Origin of the sequence: Streptomyces sp. NPDC051921, from assembly GCF_040680975.1 — a bacterium.
Classification (GTDB): domain Bacteria; phylum Actinomycetota; class Actinomycetes; order Streptomycetales; family Streptomycetaceae; genus Streptomyces.
This window is the reverse complement of record NZ_JBFAXU010000043.1, coordinates 1-16,873: the sequence shown is the minus strand read 5'-3', so window position 1 is coordinate 16,873 and position 16,873 is coordinate 1. Positions and strand designations below refer to the sequence as shown.

Below are 16,873 nucleotides of genomic sequence, written 5' to 3'. Positions count from 1 at the left end.
ATGCGAGAGGCAAGCCATGTCCGCCCACCCCGCGCGCGTCGCCGTCGTCACCGGAGCCAACAAGGGGATCGGCCGCGAGATCGCCCGGCAGCTCGCCGAGCGCGGCCACACCGTCTACCTGGGGGCCCGTGACGAGCGGCGCGGCCGCGAGACCGCCGCCGCCCTGTCCGCCGACGGCCTCGACGTGCGATTCCTGCAGCTCGACGTCACGGACGAGACCTCCGTCGCGGCCGCCGCCGAGCGGCTGGCGGACGAGGCGGGCGTCCTGCACGTCCTGGTCAACAACGCCGGCGTCGGCGGCCCCATGCAGCTGCCCAGCGAGACCCCCGCGGAGCAGGTCCGCACGGTCTACGAGACCAACGTCTTCGGCGTCGTCACCGTCACCAACGCCCTGCTCCCGCTGCTGCGCAAGGCCCCCTCGGCCCGGATCGTCAACGTCAGCAGCGCGATCGGCTCGCTGAAGTCGGCCGCAGAGAACCTCGACCAGACCGGGGAGCACCCGCCGGGCGAGTTCCCGGTCATGCTGCTCTCGTACGCGTCGTCGAAGACCGCCCTGAACGCGGTCACCCTGGCGTACGCGAACGAGCTGCGCGGCACCGGCATCCTCGTCAACGCGGCCTCCCCCGGCTTCGTGGCCACCGACATCAACGGGCACCACGGCCGGCTCACCACCGAGCAGGGCGCGCACGTCCCGGTGCTGCTCGCCACCCTCCCCGACGACGGGCCCACCGCCCTGTTCCTCGGCGAGGACGGCACGCCCGAGGGCCAGGTGCTGGACTGGTGACCGCCACCGCCGTCCCGGTACCGGAGGCGGGGGTGCGCTGGGACGCGCGCCAGTGGTCCCGGCTGCTCGTGCTCTCCGGCAACATGCTGCTGGACGCGATCGAGGTGTCCGTCATCCTCATCGCCCTGCCCACGCTCGCCGCGCGTTTCGACCTGACGCCGTGGGGCGCGCAGTGGCTGATGAGCGGCTTCGCGCTGGGCTTCGCCGCGCTGCTGCTGGTCGGCCCCGCGCTGTGCGCCCGCATCGGGCGCCGACGGGCCTATCTGGGCGCGATGCTGCTGTTCGGGGTGGCCTCCCTCGCGGGCGGCCTCGCCGGCGGGCCCGCGCTGCTGATCGCCGTCCGCGTCGTGAAGGGCTGCTGCGCGGCGCTGACCGCGCCGACCGGACTCGCCATCATCAACGACCTGTTCCCGGAAGGTCCCGAGCGGCGCCGGGCCCTGTCGGTGTACTCGATGTTCGGCGCGGCCGGCTTCACCGCAGGGCTGCTCCTCGCCGGCGGCCTCCTGGAGGCCGACTGGCGCTGGGTCTTCGTCTTCCCCGCCCCGGTCGCCCTGGTGCTGCTGGTCGCGGGCGCGTACGTGCTGCCGCGCGAGCAGGGCGGCGGTCCGGCGCGGCTGCCGAGCCCCGCCCTGCTGAGGCGGGGCGGGCTGCCGCGGTCCGCGCTGGGCGCCGCCTGCCTCAACGGCACCTACCAGGCGCTGCTCCTCCTGGTCGTCTTCCGGATGGCGGAGGGCTTCGGCTGGTCACCCTGGCGGTCGGCGCTCGCGCTCCTGCCCGCCTGCGTGCCGCTCGCCCTGAGCGTGCCCTTCGCGGGCCGGTTGATCGCCCGCTACGGGGCTCACCGGCTCGTGACGCTCGGCGCCCTGTTCCCGCTCCTCGGCTACGTGCTCCACCTGGCCCGTCCCGAGAGCGGCTCCTACGCCCTCGGGACGCTGCCGGTCCTGCTGCTCGTCGAGGCCGGCTTCTGCTGCGCGTTCGTCGCCCTGAACGCCCGGGCGACGGCCGGGCTCGACCCGGCCGACCGCGGCGCGGCCGTGTCGCTGTACCAGGCGGCCGTCCAGCTCGGCGCCGCCGTGCTGCTGCCGCTGGTCGCCCTGCTCCTCACGTACGGCAGCGGCCCCCGTCCGGCGGCGGCGCTCGTCACCGCCGTCGGGGCCCTCGGCCTCGTCGCCGTGCTCGCGCGCCGGCCGGCCCGTACCGCTCCCTGATCCGAAGAACGCTTCGCACCCACCCGCACCACCCCTCGCGTCATCACCTCAAGGAGGCTCTCCGCCATGGCAGTCGACACTCCCGACAGCTCCGTGAACCCCGGCCCGATCATGGGCCTGATCCTCGGCTCCTGGCAGTCGCGGATCCTGCTCGCGGCCGTCGAGTACGACCTCTTCACCGAACTGTCCAAGGGCCCGGCGACCACCGCCGAGCTGGCCGAGCGGCTCGGCCTGGTCGAGCGCGGCACCAACGACCTGCTCGCCGGTCTCGTCCACCTCGGCCTGCTGGAGACGGCCGACGGGACGTTCACCAACGCCCCGGTCAGCGACGCGTTCCTGGTCAAGGGCCGTCCCGCCTACCTCGGCGGCTACCTGCACTTCTGCGAGCAGGAGCTCAACCCCGCGTGGAACGGCCTCGCCGACTCGCTGCGCACCGGCAAGCCGCAGAACCAGGCCGCGGTCGCCGGCAACCCGTACGACACCCTGTACGCCGACGCCGAGGCCACCGACGGCTTCCTCGACAGCATGGACCTGCTGAGCGCGCCGATCGCACAGGCCCTGAGCCGCGTCGACTGGAGCGGCTACACCTCCTTCGTCGACATCGGCGGCGCCCGCGGCAACTTCGCGCACGAGGTCGTCCAGCACAACCCGCACCTGAAGGGCGCCGTCTTCGACCTGCCGCCGCTGCAGTCCGCCTTCGAGCGGCACATGGCCCGGCTCGGCGACTCCGAACTCACCTTCCACGGCGGTGACTTCTTCAAGGACGACCTGCCGAAGGCCGACGTCCTCGTCTTCGGCCACGTCCTGCACAACTGGGGCGTCGAGGACCGCATCGCCCTCCTGAAGCGCGCCTACGACGCACTGGAGCCGGGCGGCGCCGTCTTCGTCTACGACCCGATGGCGGGCGGCGAGCAGCCGTCGATGCACGGGGCCCTGGCCGGTCTCACCATGCTCGTCTGGTCCCGCGGCGGCCACGAGTACTCCGCCGACGAGCTGCACGGCTGGCTGCGGGAGGCCGGCTTCTGGCCCGAGACCGTCGAGGTCGCCGGGCTGCACGAGGACGTCCTGGTCATCGGCCGCAAGCGCGCCTGACCCCGGCCCGAGGAAACGTGAGGAGTCGACGATGCCGAGCACGTCGGACGTCCGGCCGGAGATAGGCCGCCCTGACATCACCATCGCCCTGGTCGAGGAGGTCACCGCCGGCACCCCCGAGCGCCTGCGGGAGGCGGGCGCCGCGGTCGTCGCCCGGTGGGAGTCCGCCGAGTGGCCCGAGGGCCTGGAGACCCTGTCCCTGTTCTACGGAACCGACGGCACGTCGCTGCTGACCTACGCCCAGTGGGCTGCGGACGCCGGCGACGAGGAGGCCCTGGTCAAGGGCTTCGACCCGCTGCGTCCGGACTGGCGGGCCCTCGGCTACGAGCCGGGCGAGCCGGCCACGTTCCGGCTGTACCGCCGGGTCCAGCCCACCGTGCTGCCCGACCCGCTCCCCGAGGTCGGCTGCTATCCCGCGGCGTTCTTCGCCATGCGTCCCGGCGAGACCGCGCGCGCCTGGGTGGACGGCCTGCTCGGTCAGGAGGAGGAGACCGTCGGCGAGGACCGCTCCTACCCCGGGGCGATCGCCGCCAACTTCCACGTCTCCACGGCCGACGACGGGATCTTCCTGCTGTCCGAGTGGGCGTCCGAGGCCGAGGCGCTGGTCCACATCAAGGCGGAGATCGAACCGCTCCTGGAGTACATGGGGCAGGCCGAGGCCGGGGCGGGCCGCCGCTACGAGTTCCACACCACCCGCACCAAGTGACCCGTACGGCCTGGCCCGTACAGAAGTGAAGGGCGATTCCCCTTGGCAACACCGTCAACCTGGTCCGCACCCACCTCGCGCGACGTCGTCTTCGGCTTCGGCGCCCACAGCGTCATCGGCGACACGCCGACGCTGCTCGAGATGGCCCAACTGGCGGACCGGGAGAAGCTCGACCTCTTCTCCCTGTCGGACCACCCCTACGTGGGGCAGCGCCTGGACGCGTACGCCACCGTCGGCTTCGTCATCGGCCGCACGCAGCACCTCGCGGGATTCGCCAACGTCAGCAACCTGCCGACGCGGCCGCCCGCGATGCTGGCGCGCACCGTGACGACGCTGTCGGCGCTCTCCGGCGGCCGGGTCGTGCTCGGCATGGGCGCCGGCGGCCTGTGGGAGCGGATCGCCGACATGGGCGTCGATCCGCTCTCCCCGGCCGAGGCCGTGGAGGCCTTCGAGGAGGCGATCGTCCTCGCGAAGAAGCTGTCCGGCGGCGGCCCGCCGGTCACCTTCCAGGGCCGCCACTACCGCGTCGAGCAGATCGAACCGGCGCCGGTCCCGGCCCCTCCGGTGTGGACCGGCTCGGTCGGCCCCAAGTCGCTCGCCGCCACCGGCCGGGTGGCCGACGGCTGGATCCCCGGCCACGCGGCGGACTGGCTCAGCCCGCGCTACCGCGCGTCCCGTCCGGTCGTCGACGAGGCCGCGCGCTCCGTGGGCCGCGACCCCCGCGAGGTCCGCACGATCTTCAACTTCCCCGGCCAGATCACCGACCGGCCGCTGGCCACCACCCGTGACCGCGACGGGCGCTGGATCGGCGGCAGCGTCGACCAGTGGATCGAGGAACTGACCGGCGCCGTCGTCGAGCACGGCGCGTCCGGCTTCATGCTCTTCTCCCCCCGCGGCGGCACCCCCGACCCGGCGTCCCTCGGCCAGTGGGCCGGCCAGATCGCGCCGGCCGTGCGCGAGGCCGTCGCGAAGCACCGCGCCTGACCCCGGCCCGTACGCCGCTCCTCACCGCATTCCGCAGACTTCTCCATTCGAAGGGTTCTTCCATGAGCAACAGGCTTGAGAACAAGACGGCGCTCGTCACCGGCGCCAGCCGGGGCATCGGCCGCGCCATCGCCCTGCGCCTCGCGCAGGACGGTGCCGTCGTCGCCGTGAACTACTCGGGCAACGAGACCGCCGCGAAGGAGACCGTGGCGCTCATCGAGGAGGCCGGCGGGCGCGCCTTCACCGTGCAGGCGAGCCTCGGTCAGCCCGGTGCGATCGAGCAGCTGCTCGACGGCACCAAGGCCGGCCTGGTCGAGCTCACCGGCTCCGACCGGCTCGACATCCTGGTGAACAACGCCGCCGCCACCGGCTTCGCCGGCGCCGGCCCGGCCTCGGTCACCGAGGAGATCCTCGACAACTGCTACAACATCAACGCCAAGGCGCCGTTCCTGCTCATCCAGAAGGCCCTGGAGCTGATCCCGGACGGCGGCCACATCGTCAACGTCTCCTCCGGCGTCACCCACTCCGCCTTCCCGATCCAGATCGCGTACGCGATGAGCAAGGGCGCCCTGGAGCAGATCACCCTGCACATGGCCCCGGTCCTGGCCCCGCGCAACATCACCATCAACACGGTCGCCCCGGGTGTCACCGACAACGGGGACCCGGTGTTCCAGGACCCCGAGGCGCTGAAGCAGATGTCCGCGCTGTCGGCCTTCAACCGGGTCGGCACGGTCGACGAGGTCGCCGACATCGTCGCGTTCGTCTCGTCCGACGAGGCCCGCTGGATGACCGGTTCGTTCGTCGACGCCACCGGCGGCACCCTTCTCGGCTGAGGAGCCCCCACCATGCAGAACGAGATCCAGTCGGCGGTGGGCTTCGCCCACGCCAAGCCGGAGAAGGCCGAGGAACTGGGCGCCCTGCTCGTCTCCTTCGCCGAGCGGTCCCGCAACGAGCCCGGCTGCATCGGCAGTTGGATCAACCAGGACGCGCAGGACCCCGCCCTCTTCGTGTTCTACGAGATCTGGGCGACCCGCGAGGACCTTGACCGGCACCTCGCGCAGGCCTACATGCAGGAGTTCCTGGCGGGCCGCGAGGCCTACCTGGCGAAGGAGCTGGAGGTGCGGCAGCTGACGCTGACCGGCTCCGTCCCCGGCGCCGTGTCGGAGCCGGCCGACCCGGCCGAGATGAACCAGCGGTACCTGGACGCCTACGCCGCCCGCGACATCGACGCGATCATGGCGGTGTACGCGCCGGGTGCCGCGGCCGTGTGGGAGCCCGGCAAGGCCGTCAGCGGCGCCGAGCACCGCGCCGCCGTCGTCGAGTTCCTGAAGCTGGAGCCGCAGCTGTCGGCGAAGGTCGCCGAGACCTATGTGGTCGGCGACACCGCCGCGCTCGTCATCGACTGGAGCATCGAGGTCCCCTCGAAGCCCGAGATGACCGGCACCGGACGCGGTCTCGACGTCCTCAAGAAGAACGCCCGCGGCGAGTGGCGTTACGTGATCACCAACCCGTTCGGGAGCCTGTGACATGAAGGTCGAAGGCAGTGTCGCCGTGGTCACCGGTGCCGCGAGCGGCATCGGCAAGGCCATCGCGGAAGCCCTGGTCGCCGCCGGCGCCAAGGGCGTCGTCGTCTCCGACATCGACGCCGCCGGCGCCGAGCGGGTGGCGGCCGGCATCGGCGCGAACGCGCTCGCGGTGCAGGCGGACGTCGCCGACGAGGCGTCGATCCGCAACCTGGTCGACCGGGCCAGGGAACGCTTCGGCTCCGTCGACATCTTCGTGTCCAACGCCGGCCTCACCGTGACCGGCAGCCACGAGGCCTCGGACGAGGACTGGAAGCGCGCGCTGGACGTCAACATGATGTCCCACGTGTGGGCGGCCCGCGCCGTGGTGCCGGCGATGCTGGAGGCCGGCCGCGGGCACCTGGTGCAGACGATCGCGGCCTGCGGCGTGCTCACCGCGTTCGGCGCGGCGCCGTACTCCGTGGCCAAGATGGGCGCCGTCGCGTTCGCCGAGTACCTCGCCGTCGAGTACGGCCACCTCGGTCTCGGCGTCTCGTGCCTGATGCCGCAGGCGGTCAACACCCCGATGCTGGCCGCCAGCGTCAGCAGCAACGAGCAGCTGGCGAAGCTGAAGGAGGTCTCCGAGGTCCTGGAGCCCGAGCAGGTGGCCAAGGCCGCGATCGAGGCGATCGAGGAGAACCGGATCCACGTGTTCACGCACCAGGGCTCGGCCGAGTCCTTCCGGCAGCGGGCCGCCGACGCCGACGTGTGGGTGGGCCAGATGCAGGCGATCCGCCACGGCGCCCGTCCCTGACGACGGAGCGTCCCCCCGGGTGCGGGGCGCTGCCCCCGCGCGCCCCGCACCCGATCCCCGTTCCCCTCGCCGTGCCCGGTACTGGCTCACAGGAAGGAAAAACATGTCCGAGGAAACACTGCGCCTTGCCGTGATCATCGGTTCGTCCCGCGTGGGCCGCACCGGTCCGGCCGTCGCGCGCTGGTTCGTCGAGGAGGCCGAGTCCTGCGCGATGTTCGACGTCGACGTCCTCGATCTGGCCGACGTGGAACTGCCGCTGTCGCTGACGCAGGAGCCCGGGGCCGAATCGGCCGTGCTGCTCGCCTCCGTCGCCGAGCGGCTCGACTCGGCGGACGCGTTCGTCGTGATCACCCCGGAGTACAACCACAGCTTCACCGCACCGATGAAGAACCTGATCGACTGGCACCGCGCCGAATGGTCGGCGAAGCCGATCGGCTTTGTCTCCTACGGCGGACTGTCCGGCGGACTGCGGGCCGTCGAGCAGCTGCGCCTGGTGTTCGCCGAGCTGCACGCCGCCACCATCCGCGACACGGTCAGCTTCCACGGTGTCTGGCAGCACATCGGCGAGGACGGCGTCCTGCGCGCGCCGGACGCCGCCGTGCCGGCCAAGGTCATGCTCGAAAAGCTCCAGTGGTGGGCGTCCGCCCTCAAGGACGCCCGCACCGCCCGCCCCTACGCCGCCTGAGACCAGGGAGAGTCATGAGTTCCATCAGGGTGGAGGACGGCTACTTCACGCTGTTCAACATCTTTCACACCGAGGACCCGGCAGGGCAGCAGGTGCTGTTCGACCAGTGGCGCAGCCTGCCGCCGGCGAACGTCCAGCCCGGCCTGGTCTCGGGCAACTTCCACCGGGGCCTCGACGGCCGGTCCGTCGTCAACTACGCGCAGTGGGAGAGCCAGGAGGCGTACGACGCCTTCATGAGCGAGCGCGCCACGAAGGGCCGGCTCGGCAGCGCCCTGAACGTCTCCCGCCTGGACAACATCCCGTGCGAGGTCGTCCACACCTGGCACCCCGAGCCCCGTATCTCCCTCGACGAGCGCCGCTTCACCGTGGTCATCGTGGTCAAGGCGAAGCCGGAGGACCAGGCCGAGGTGCTCAAGGAGATGACGTACGACCCGCCGGAGCTCGCGACGACGCCGGGCTACGTGTCCCACGCCGTGCACCGCGGTCTGTCCGGGGAGCACGTCGTCAAGTACGCGCAGTGGGAGGACGAGGAGAGCTTCCGCGCCTTCCTCGACCGGCCGAAGCAGCCGTCCCCGCTGGACGAGCTCGACGGCGTCACCGTCGAGCTCTACTTCGGCGAGATCGAGTACATCAGGGAGCGCGTGTGAGCCGCGAGGGAGCATGGCACGACACCGAGGCCCTCGAGGCCGCGGCCGGCACGGCGGGGCACTGCGCCCACGGCGCCGACACCGCGGGACGGCTCGGCCAGGGGACCGTGGAGGCTCTCGCCGCGGCCGGGTTCACCAGCGCGTTCGCGCCGGTCCGTCCGGACGGCAAGGCCGCCGCGACCGCCACGTTCGACGCGCTGACGCGCGCCGTCGCCGCGATCGGCGAGGGCTGCACGTCCGCCGCCTGGCTCGCCTCCCTGTGGGCGTACAACGGGCGGTTCACCGCCTTCCTGCCGGACGAGGGGCGGCAGGAGCTGTGGGCGAAGGGCGCCGACACCCGCGTCGTCAGCTCGATGGTCGCGGCCGGCGTCGCGGCCGAGCCGGTGGACGGCGGCTGGGAGCTGTCCGGCAAGTGGCTCTACGTCAGCGGTGTGGAGTTCGCCGACTGGGCGCTGCTCAGCTCGGCGCCGCCGCGGCCGGGCGACCGCTCCATCCGGGTGTTCGCCGTGCCGAAGGACTCGTTCACGCACGAGGTGTCGTGGTCGACGCTCGGCATGCGCGCCACCGGCAGCCACAGCCTGCTCGTGGAGCGGGCGTTCGTGCCGGAGTACCGCTCGTTCGTCTGGGACGACATGCGGCAGGGCGTCCTGCCGGAGGAGACCGGCTCCTCGGTGCACACGGCGCCGCTGTTCGCGGTGAACGGGCTCACGTTCGCGGCGCCCGTCCTCGGCGCCGCCCGCGCCGCGCTGCGCCTGGTCGAGCAGCAGCTCGCCACGCCGCCGAGCGTCGCCCGGGCGGCGGCCAGGGACTCGGCCCGGATCGCGTACACCCGCGCGGCGGGCGAGATCGACGCGGCGGCGCTGCTGCTCGCGCGGGTCGCCGAGACGGCCGACCTGGGCCGGCTCGCCGAGGACGGCGTGGCCGTCCGCAGCCACCGGGACGCCACCCTCGCGGTGGAGATCCTGGTCGGCGCGGTGGACCGGCTGTTCCATGTGAGCGGCACCCGCGGGCAGGCGACGGACCATCCGATGCAGCGGATCTGGCGGGACGTGCACGCGGCCGGCTCGCACGCGGCCCTGCAGTTCGAGCCGGCCGCGCTCGCGTTCACGCAGCAGCTGGTCGCGGCCTGAGGCCGCTCGGCCGCTCGGCCGCTCGGCGCGAAGAGTCGGGCCTCGGCACGATGAGACGGTCCTCGGGGCGTGCGGGCCTCCGAGGACGTGCGGCGGTGAGGGCGTGCGGGCCCTTCAGCCGCGGGCGGCGGCAGCCCCGTGGTCCGGTTCCACGAAGACCACGGGGCCGTCGTTGTCCAGGACCACCCGGGCGAGCAGACCGTTGAGCGCGTCGCGTTCCGCCGGGTCGAGGCCGGCCGGCAGTTCCTCGATGCGCCGGCAGGCGTCGGTGTAGAAGCGGTCGGCGAGCCGGGCGCCCCGCGAGGTGAGCGCCACCCGGACCGCACGGCTGTCGTGCGGGTCGGGCTCGCGCCGGACGAGACCGTTGTTCTCGGTGCGGTCCACGAGTCCGGTGAGGCTCGATTTCGCGAGACCGAGCATCGAGCACAGGGCGCCCATGCCGTACGGCTGCGCCATCAATACGCACAGCAATTGACCCTGCTGCGGGGTGAGGCCGTGCTCACGGCCCGCCTGGGCATACACGGCGTTCACGAGGAACGAGGACCGCACCAGTGCGGCCGCGAGCCCCATCCTGCCGTCGTCTTCATGCTTGGCCACGCGCACAGCGTAGCACGCGAATATCGAAAGTTCGTAGCAGGAACTTCCAGTTCTTAACAAAGATCTGTAGTTCTTGAACTTCTTATGTGTTGTGGTTCGCAGTGCGAACCACTAGCGTCTTTCATCAGAACCCGACGCAATTTCATAGGTTTGTGGAGTGTGAATCATGAGTCGTACTGTCGCCGTTGTGGGTGGAGGCTACGGGGGCGCCGCGGTGGCCAAGGCCCTCGAGACCGAGGCCGAGGTCGTCCTGATCGACCCGCGTGACGCCTTCGCCAACGTGGCCGGGTCGCTGCGCGCGCTGGCCCAGCCCGAGTGGGCGCCCAACATGTTCTTCCCGTTCAAGACGCTGGTGACCCGGGGCAAGGTCGTCCAGGACCGCGCCGTCTCGGTCGACCCGACCGGTGTCACCCTGGCCTCCGGCGAGCACGTCGCCGCCGACTACGTGGTCCTGGCCACCGGCTCGAACTACGCCTACCCGGCCAACCCGGCCGCCCCCGACACCAGCGAGGCGCTGGAGGACTTCCGCACCTCGCACAAGGAGCTGCTGCAGGCCGACAAGGTGCTGATCCTCGGCGCCGGCCCGGTCGGCCTCGAGCTCGCCGGCGAGATCAAGGAGGTCTGGCCGGAGAAGCAGGTCACCATCGTCGACCCCGCCACCGAGCTGCTCCCCGGCTTCAAGCCCGAGGTCGTCGAGGAGCTGCACAAGCAGCTCGCCGAGCTGGGCGTCGAGGTCCGCCTCGGCACGAGCCTGACCGCCGAGCCGGGCACCCAGTCCGGCCAGGCCGGTGCCTTCACGGTCACCACCTCCGCCGGCGACGAGATCTCCGCCGACGTCTGGTACCGCGCCTTCGGCACCACGATCAACAACGACTACCTCGCCGACGGCAAGCTCACCACGCTCAACGCGCAGGGCCAGGTCGAGGTGACCGAGAAGCTCAACGTCAAGGGCCACGACCACGTCTACGCGGTCGGCGACATCACCGACCTCGCCGAGGCGAAGATGGCCGGCTACGCGATGCAGCACGCCGAGGTCGTCGCCAAGAACATCATCGCCCAGATCAAGGGCGAGGAGCCGACCGAGACCTACCAGCCGCTCGGCTTCCCGATGATCCTCCTGCCGCTCGGCACCAAGGGCGGCGTCGGCCAGCTGCCCTCGCCCGAGGGCCCGTTCGTCGCCCCGGCCGAGATGGTCTCCCAGTACAAGGGCCAGGACCTCTTCACCGGCCGCTTCGTCGGCACCCTGGGCCCCACGGCCGCCTGACGCGCGCCGGCACCGGCCGACGCTCCACACCACAACCCCATAGCACCACCGCACCACCCGAGCTCGCCGCGCGAGCTCGCCGGTCCCCCTGGATCCCCCGCCACGGACCGGCGAGCACGCGCGGCGTTCGCGTTTCCCGATCCGTTCCTACGACCACGGAGACGACGCCCATGACGGCTTCCGCCGACACCACACCCGACGCACCCGGCACACCGGCCACCGGCGCCGCCGACACCTTCCTGCGCATCGAGAAGGGCAGCCCGGACGCCACCGAACTCGCCGCGCTCACCGCCGTGCTGCTCGCCCGCACGGCCGCCCTCACCGGCCAGGACGCCGACGCCGACCCCGGCGAGGGCACGGACCCGCGCGGCCGCCGCACCGCGCGCTGGCGGCGGCTCGAGCGCCGCACCCGCACCGGAACGCCCCGCAGCTGGCGCGACGACGCCCGCCGCTGATGGGGTCGTACGCCACCGGCGCAGCCGCGGCCGGCGACCCGGGCGCGCCCCTGGGCACCGCGGCGCGCACGGTGCCGCCGTACCCCGGTGAGCCCGGCGTCCCCGTCCACCATCTGGTACGCCGCCTGGTGCGCCGCCGCCTCACCCGGTGCCTGGCCACGGTCAGGAAATGAGGGCGGCACGCGCTTCCAGGGCGGCGGCCGGCGCACCCGGGACACCCGGAGCACCCGAGGCACCGGGCGCACCCGGAGACCACCTAACGCCCGGAGTTGACCCATGCCAGACCTGCTGACCACCGATGCCGCCCCCTCCGGGACCCGCGAGATCACCCTCGACGCCGCCGGCATCCCCCTGTCGGGGCTGATCGCCGAGCCGCCGCACGAGCGCCCGAGGGCCGTCGTCGTCGCGGTGCACGGCGGCGGCATGCGCGCCGGCTACTTCGACAGCCGGGCCCGCCCCGGACTCTCGCTGCTCGCCCTCGGTGCCGACCTCGGCTACACGGTCCTCGCCGTCGACCGCCCCGGCTACGGGAGTTCGGCGCCGTGGCTGCCGCGCGGCCAGTCCCTGGCGCAGCAGGCGGCGACGCTGCACGACGGCCTCGCCGACTTCGCCGCCACTCATGACACCGGCGCGGGCGTCTTCCTCGTGGCCCACTCCAACGGCGGCAAGCTCGCCCTGGCGGCGGCCGCCGAGGAACGCGGCGACGGGCTGCTCGGCCTGGACATCTCCGGACTGGGCAGCCGCCTCGCCGTGGCCACCGACCAGCTCCCCGGGCAGAACGGGCACGGGGACTGGCGCCGCCACTGGGGCTCGCTGCGCCTCTACCCGCCGGACGCCTTCCGGCAGGGCCGGCACCTGGTCTCCCCGGTGCCCGAACTGGAGGCCCAGGAGGGGCCTTTGTGGCCCCACATGTATCCGTCGATCGCCCGGCGGGTGCGGATCCCGGTCCGCTTCACCTTCGCCGAGCAGGAGCAGTGGTGGCTGTTCGACGACGACGCCCTGACCGCCCTACGACGTCCGCTGGGCGCCCCCACCACCGTGATCGCCCACCAGCCGGACGCCGGGCACAACCTGAGCCTCGGCTGGGCGGCCCGCACCTACCACCTCAAGGCCCTCGGCTTCCTGGAGGACTGCCTGCTCGCCAAGGACGCGGCGCCCGCCCGGCGGCCCGCCGACCGGCCGCCCGTGAGCCTGCCGCTCCCCGTGCCGTGACCCCCGATCGGAGACACGAGCCACCGAAGCCGCCGAAGCCACCGAGAGACAGGCAGAGATGAGCATCGACACGCTTGACACTCGCGAGAACGCCGAGCACGTCCTGGCCCGCGGCCCCGTCGTCGTACCGACGTGCGACCACCACAAGATCCCGACGGACGCCCCCCACGCGGCGCCGCCGTGCGCCCACCCCGTCGACCCGGCCGTCGGCCACCGCGTGCCGGCCGAGGACGACCCCGTCCTCGCCCCGGCCGTCGTCCGGCCCGCGCTGCTCGCCGGGGAGGAGCACGAGGCTCCGGACCCGTGGATCTTCCGCGGCACCGACTGAACCCCCCGCGCGCGGCGTCGCGCGCGACCACCCACCGATCCGCCGTCACCACCCACTTTCCTGGAGAGACATGTCCCGCCGTCTGTTCACCTCGGAATCCGTGACCGAGGGCCACCCCGACAAGATCGCCGACCAGATCAGCGACACCATCCTGGACGCCCTCCTCGCCCAGGACCCGGCCTCGCGCGTCGCCGTGGAGACCCTGATCACCACCGGCCAGGTCCACATCGCCGGCGAGGTGACGACGGCCGCGTACGCGGACATCGCCACACTCGTCCGCGAGAAGATCCTGGAGATCGGCTACGACTCCTCCGCCAAGGGCTTCGACGGCGCCTCCTGCGGCGTCTCCGTCTCCATCGGCGCGCAGTCGCCGGACATCGCGCAGGGCGTCGACACCGCGTACGAGTCCCGCGTCGAGGGCACGGCCGACGAGCTGGCCGCGCAGGGCGCCGGCGACCAGGGCATCATGTTCGGCTACGCGTCGGACGAGACCCCGAACCTGATGCCGCTGCCGATCGAGCTGGCCCACCGCCTCTCGCGCCGCCTCACCGAGGTCCGCAAGGACGGCACCGTCCCGTACCTGCGCCCCGACGGCAAGACCCAGGTCACCATCGAGTACCTGGGCAGCCACCCGGTCCGCCTGGACACCGTCGTCATCTCCTCCCAGCACGCCTCGGGCATCGACCTGGACGGCCTGCTCGTCCCGGACGTGCGTCAGCACGTCGTCGAGCACGTCCTGGCCCAGCTCGCCGAGGACGGCATCAAGCTGGAGACCGAGGGCTACCGCCTCCTCGTGAACCCCACCGGGCGCTTCGAGATCGGTGGCCCCATGGGCGACGCCGGCCTCACCGGCCGCAAGATCATCATCGACACGTACGGCGGCTACGCCCGGCACGGCGGCGGCGCCTTCTCCGGCAAGGACCCGTCCAAGGTCGACCGCTCCGCCGCCTACGCGATGCGCTGGGTCGCCAAGAACGTCGTGGCCGCCGGCCTCGCCCGCCGCTGCGAGGTCCAGGTCGCGTACGCGATCGGCAAGGCCGAGCCCGTCGGCCTCTTCGTCGAGACCTTCGGCACCGGGACCGTCTCCCAGGAGCGCATCGAGCAGGCCATCGCCCGGGTCTTCGACCTGCGCCCGGCCGCGATCATCCGCGACCTGGACCTGAAGCGGCCCATCTACTCCCGGACCGCCGCGTACGGCCACTTCGGCCGCGAGCTGCCCGACTTCACCTGGGAGCGCACCGACCGGGCCGAGGCGCTCAAGGCCGCCGCAGGCAACTGACGACCCCAGGAATCCCACCCCAGGGCGGCCGGACCACCGGCCGGCCGCCCGGCGCCGGCCACCGACAGGAGTGCAGGAGTTCACGTGCGTATCGCGGTGACAGGATCCATTGCCACGGACCATCTGATGGTCTTCCCCGGGCGGTTCTCGGACCAGCTCATCCCCGACCAACTCGCCCATGTCTCCCTCTCCTTCCTGGTCGACGCCCTCGAAGTGCGCCGCGGCGGCGTCGCCGCCAACATCGCCTTCGGCCTCGGCCGCCTCGGCCTCGACCCGCTGCTCGTCGGTGCCGTGGGCGCCGACTTCGCCGAGTACGAGGTGTGGCTCAAGGAGCACGGCGTCGACACCGGCGCCGTCCACGTCTCCGCCGAACGCGGCACCGCCCGCTTCATGTGCATCACCGACGAGGACGCCAACCAGATCGCCGCGTTCTACGCGGGCGCCATGCAGGAGGCCCGGGACATCGACCTGGCGCACGCCCTCTACGGGCGTCCCCGCCCCGACCTGGTCCTGGTCGGCCCCAACGACCCCGAGGCCATGCTCCGGCACACCCGCGAGTGCCGGGACCTCGGCCTGCCCTTCGCCGCCGACCCCTCGCAGCAGCTCGCCCGACTCGACGGCCCGCAGGTGCGCGAACTGGTGGACGGCGCCCGGTGGCTGTTCACCAACGAGTACGAGGCAGCGCTGCTCCTCGAACGCGCCGGCTGGGACCGCGACGACGTGCTCGCCCGGGTCGGCGCCTGGATCACCACCCTGGGCGGCGAGGGCGTACGCGTCGACCGCGCGGGCCACGACCCGCTCGTCGTCGACGCCGTCCCCGACGCGCCGGTCACCGACCCCACCGGAGTGGGCGACGCCTTCCGGGCCGGCTTCCTCGCGGCCCTCAGCCACCGGCTGCCGCTGCCCGCCGCCGCCCGCCTCGGCTGCGTGGTGGCCTCGGCGGCCCTCTCGACCGTCGGCTCCCAGGCGTACCCCCTGGACCGGCAGCACCTCCTGACGACGGCGGAGCGCTCCTACGGCTCCGCCGCGGCCGAGGAGCTCGCCCCCGCCCTGCACGCCCTGAGCGCCCCGCACGCGACGAACACCCTGGACACCCTGAACGGCTTGGACGGCACGCCATGACAGACCTCCGCGAAGCACTCGCCACCCGAGTCGTCGTCGCCGACGGCGCCATGGGCACCATGCTCCAGGCGCAGGACCCCTCCCTGGACGACTTCCAGCAGCTGGAGGGCTGCAACGAGATCCTGAACGTCACCCGGCCCGACATCGTCCGCTCGGTCCACGACGCCTACTTCTCGGTCGGCGTGGACTGCGTCGAGACCAACACGTTCGGCGCCAACCTGGCCGCGCTCGGCGAGTACGACATCCCCGAGCGCGTCCACGAGCTCTCCGAGGCCGGCGCCCGCATCGCCCGCGAGGCCGCCGACGAGTTCACGCGGAAGACCGGACAGCAGCGCTGGGTCCTCGGCTCGATGGGACCGGGAACGAAGCTGCCCACGCTGGGCCACGCCCCCTACACCGCCCTGCGCGACGCGTACCAGCAGAACGCCGAGGGCCTGCTCGCGGGCGGCTCGGACGCCCTGCTCGTCGAGACCACCCAGGACCTGCTGCAGACCAAGGCATCGGTCATCGGCGCCCGGCGGGCGATGGACGCCCTCGGCGTCGACGTGCCGCTGATCTGTTCCGTCACCGTCGAGACCACCGGCACGATGCTGCTCGGCTCGGAGATCGGGGCGGCCCTGACGGCCCTGGAGCCACTGGGCATCGACATGATCGGCCTCAACTGCGCCACCGGTCCGGCCGAGATGAGCGAGCACCTGCGCCACCTCGCCCGCCACTCGCGCATCCCGCTGTCCTGCATGCCGAACGCCGGCCTGCCGGTCCTGACCTCCGACGGCGCCCACTACCCGCTCTCCGCCGAGGATTTGGCGGACGCCCACGAGACGTTCGTGGCCGAGTACGGCCTGAGCCTGGTGGGCGGCTGCTGCGGTACGACGCCGGAGCACCTGGGCCGGATCGTGGAGCGGGTACGGGGTCTGACCCCGCCGGCCCGCGCGCCGCGACCGGAGCCGGGTGCGGCGTCCCTGTACGGCCACGTGCCGTTCCGTCAGGACACGTCGTACCTGGCCATCGGTGAGCGGACGAACGCGAACGGGTCGAAGAAGTTCCGTGAGGCCATGCTGGAG

The 16,873-nt window shown here is 72.6% G+C and carries 20 protein-coding genes; 19 read left to right on the top strand and 1 reads right to left on the bottom strand.

The window, feature by feature from the left end; genetic code table 11:
- Nucleotides 1-16 precede the first annotated feature (16 nt).
- The 11 genes from AB0M16_RS35550 to AB0M16_RS35500 all read left to right on the top strand — a co-directional run bounded on the left by AB0M16_RS35550 (nt 17) and on the right by AB0M16_RS35500 (nt 9,552).
- Nucleotides 17-784: an SDR family oxidoreductase gene (locus AB0M16_RS35550; RefSeq protein WP_365350558.1), complete on the top strand. Its 768-nt coding sequence runs from the start codon at nt 17-19 to the stop codon at nt 782-784.
- Nucleotides 781-1,992 (top strand): MFS transporter, encoded by a 1,212-nt coding sequence (locus tag AB0M16_RS35545; protein WP_365350556.1) that lies wholly within the window; start codon nt 781-783, stop codon nt 1,990-1,992. Before AB0M16_RS35550 ends, AB0M16_RS35545 begins: the two co-directional genes overlap by 4 nt.
- Before the next feature lie 66 nt (nt 1,993-2,058).
- A complete protein-coding gene (locus AB0M16_RS35540; RefSeq protein ID WP_365350554.1) occupies nt 2,059-3,084 on the top strand; it encodes a methyltransferase in 1,026 nt (341 codons plus the stop codon).
- Nucleotides 3,085-3,115: 31 nt separating this feature from the next.
- The gene (locus AB0M16_RS35535) at nt 3,116-3,790 is read left to right on the top strand and encodes a hypothetical protein (protein WP_365350552.1); all 675 of its coding nucleotides are present in this window, start codon (nt 3,116-3,118) and stop codon (nt 3,788-3,790) included.
- Nucleotides 3,791-3,832: 42 nt separating this feature from the next.
- Nucleotides 3,833-4,774: an LLM class flavin-dependent oxidoreductase gene (locus AB0M16_RS35530; RefSeq protein WP_365350550.1), complete on the top strand. Its 942-nt coding sequence runs from the start codon at nt 3,833-3,835 to the stop codon at nt 4,772-4,774.
- 62 nt (nt 4,775-4,836) lie between these two features.
- A complete protein-coding gene (locus AB0M16_RS35525) occupies nt 4,837-5,607 on the top strand; it encodes an SDR family oxidoreductase (protein ID WP_365350548.1) in 771 nt (256 codons plus the stop codon).
- Nucleotides 5,608-5,619: 12 nt separating this feature from the next.
- Complete coding sequence (locus AB0M16_RS35520) at nt 5,620-6,300, top strand: antibiotic biosynthesis monooxygenase (protein WP_365350547.1); 681 nt, start codon at nt 5,620-5,622, stop codon at nt 6,298-6,300.
- Between the two features lies 1 nt (nt 6,301).
- A complete protein-coding gene (locus AB0M16_RS35515) occupies nt 6,302-7,090 on the top strand; it encodes an SDR family oxidoreductase (protein ID WP_365350545.1) in 789 nt (262 codons plus the stop codon).
- A 103-nt stretch (nt 7,091-7,193) separates the two neighbouring features.
- On the top strand, nt 7,194-7,775 hold the full coding sequence (locus AB0M16_RS35510) for an NAD(P)H-dependent oxidoreductase (RefSeq protein ID WP_365350543.1): 582 nt from the start codon (nt 7,194-7,196) through the stop codon (nt 7,773-7,775).
- Between the two features lie 14 nt (nt 7,776-7,789).
- Complete coding sequence (locus AB0M16_RS35505; RefSeq protein WP_365350541.1) at nt 7,790-8,422, top strand: antibiotic biosynthesis monooxygenase family protein; 633 nt, start codon at nt 7,790-7,792, stop codon at nt 8,420-8,422.
- Nucleotides 8,419-9,552, top strand: a complete 1,134-nt coding sequence (locus AB0M16_RS35500; protein ID WP_365350539.1) for an acyl-CoA dehydrogenase family protein — start codon at nt 8,419-8,421, stop codon at nt 9,550-9,552. The genes AB0M16_RS35505 and AB0M16_RS35500 overlap by 4 nt, the downstream gene beginning before the upstream one ends.
- Before the next feature lie 114 nt (nt 9,553-9,666).
- On the opposite strand, the gene AB0M16_RS35495 is transcribed toward AB0M16_RS35500, so the two are convergent.
- The gene (locus AB0M16_RS35495) at nt 9,667-10,122 is read right to left on the bottom strand and encodes a MarR family winged helix-turn-helix transcriptional regulator (RefSeq protein ID WP_365350585.1); all 456 of its coding nucleotides are present in this window, start codon (nt 10,120-10,122) and stop codon (nt 9,667-9,669) included.
- Nucleotides 10,123-10,315: 193 nt separating this feature from the next.
- On the opposite strand from AB0M16_RS35495, the gene AB0M16_RS35490 reads away from it, so the two are divergent.
- The 8 genes from AB0M16_RS35490 to AB0M16_RS35455 all read left to right on the top strand — a co-directional run.
- Nucleotides 10,316-11,413 (top strand): FAD-dependent oxidoreductase, encoded by a 1,098-nt coding sequence (locus AB0M16_RS35490; protein ID WP_365350537.1) that lies wholly within the window; start codon nt 10,316-10,318, stop codon nt 11,411-11,413.
- Between the two features lie 170 nt (nt 11,414-11,583).
- Nucleotides 11,584-11,868 (top strand): acyl-CoA carboxylase epsilon subunit, encoded by a 285-nt coding sequence (locus AB0M16_RS35485; RefSeq protein ID WP_365350535.1) that lies wholly within the window; start codon nt 11,584-11,586, stop codon nt 11,866-11,868.
- Nucleotides 11,868-12,041, top strand: a complete 174-nt coding sequence (locus tag AB0M16_RS35480) for a hypothetical protein (RefSeq protein WP_365350533.1) — start codon at nt 11,868-11,870, stop codon at nt 12,039-12,041. The genes AB0M16_RS35485 and AB0M16_RS35480 overlap by 1 nt, the downstream gene beginning before the upstream one ends.
- Nucleotides 12,042-12,144: 103 nt before the next feature.
- On the top strand, nt 12,145-13,080 hold the full coding sequence (locus AB0M16_RS35475) for an alpha/beta fold hydrolase (protein ID WP_365350531.1): 936 nt from the start codon (nt 12,145-12,147) through the stop codon (nt 13,078-13,080).
- Between the two features lie 58 nt (nt 13,081-13,138).
- Nucleotides 13,139-13,408 carry a hypothetical protein gene (locus AB0M16_RS35470; RefSeq protein WP_365350529.1) on the top strand — a complete coding sequence of 90 codons (270 nt, stop codon included), beginning with the start codon at nt 13,139-13,141 and terminating at the stop codon, nt 13,406-13,408.
- A 70-nt stretch (nt 13,409-13,478) separates the two neighbouring features.
- Nucleotides 13,479-14,687: a methionine adenosyltransferase gene (metK, locus tag AB0M16_RS35465; protein ID WP_365350527.1), complete on the top strand. Its 1,209-nt coding sequence runs from the start codon at nt 13,479-13,481 to the stop codon at nt 14,685-14,687.
- Nucleotides 14,688-14,771: 84 nt separating this feature from the next.
- On the top strand, nt 14,772-15,809 hold the full coding sequence (locus tag AB0M16_RS35460; protein ID WP_365350525.1) for a carbohydrate kinase family protein: 1,038 nt from the start codon (nt 14,772-14,774) through the stop codon (nt 15,807-15,809).
- Nucleotides 15,806-16,873, top strand: a 1,068-nt coding sequence (locus AB0M16_RS35455) for a homocysteine S-methyltransferase family protein (RefSeq protein ID WP_365350523.1), incomplete at its 3' end; no start/stop codon positions are given. The genes AB0M16_RS35460 and AB0M16_RS35455, both read left to right, overlap by 4 nt.

What these genes read in the sequence shown, in the direction of transcription:
- AB0M16_RS35550 (WP_365350558.1), top strand. Translation starts at nt 17, where the DNA reads ATGTCCGCCCACCCCGCGCGCGTCGCCGTCGTCACCGGAGCCAACAAG.
- AB0M16_RS35540 (WP_365350554.1), top strand. Translation starts at nt 2,059, where the DNA reads ATGGCAGTCGACACTCCCGACAGCTCCGTGAACCCCGGCCCGATCATG.
- AB0M16_RS35535 (WP_365350552.1), top strand. Translation starts at nt 3,116, where the DNA reads ATGCCGAGCACGTCGGACGTCCGGCCGGAGATAGGCCGCCCTGACATC.
- AB0M16_RS35525 (WP_365350548.1), top strand. Translation starts at nt 4,837, where the DNA reads ATGAGCAACAGGCTTGAGAACAAGACGGCGCTCGTCACCGGCGCCAGC.
- AB0M16_RS35520 (WP_365350547.1), top strand. Translation starts at nt 5,620, where the DNA reads ATGCAGAACGAGATCCAGTCGGCGGTGGGCTTCGCCCACGCCAAGCCG.
- AB0M16_RS35515 (WP_365350545.1), top strand. Translation starts at nt 6,302, where the DNA reads ATGAAGGTCGAAGGCAGTGTCGCCGTGGTCACCGGTGCCGCGAGCGGC.
- AB0M16_RS35510 (WP_365350543.1), top strand. Translation starts at nt 7,194, where the DNA reads ATGTCCGAGGAAACACTGCGCCTTGCCGTGATCATCGGTTCGTCCCGC.
- AB0M16_RS35505 (WP_365350541.1), top strand. Translation starts at nt 7,790, where the DNA reads ATGAGTTCCATCAGGGTGGAGGACGGCTACTTCACGCTGTTCAACATC.
- AB0M16_RS35495 (WP_365350585.1), bottom strand. Translation starts at nt 10,122, where the DNA reads ATGGGGCTCGCGGCCGCACTGGTGCGGTCCTCGTTCCTCGTGAACGCC.
- AB0M16_RS35490 (WP_365350537.1), top strand. Translation starts at nt 10,316, where the DNA reads ATGAGTCGTACTGTCGCCGTTGTGGGTGGAGGCTACGGGGGCGCCGCG.
- AB0M16_RS35485 (WP_365350535.1), top strand. Translation starts at nt 11,584, where the DNA reads ATGACGGCTTCCGCCGACACCACACCCGACGCACCCGGCACACCGGCC.
- AB0M16_RS35480 (WP_365350533.1), top strand. Translation starts at nt 11,868, where the DNA reads ATGGGGTCGTACGCCACCGGCGCAGCCGCGGCCGGCGACCCGGGCGCG.
- AB0M16_RS35475 (WP_365350531.1), top strand. Translation starts at nt 12,145, where the DNA reads ATGCCAGACCTGCTGACCACCGATGCCGCCCCCTCCGGGACCCGCGAG.
- AB0M16_RS35470 (WP_365350529.1), top strand. Translation starts at nt 13,139, where the DNA reads ATGAGCATCGACACGCTTGACACTCGCGAGAACGCCGAGCACGTCCTG.
- metK (WP_365350527.1), top strand. Translation starts at nt 13,479, where the DNA reads ATGTCCCGCCGTCTGTTCACCTCGGAATCCGTGACCGAGGGCCACCCC.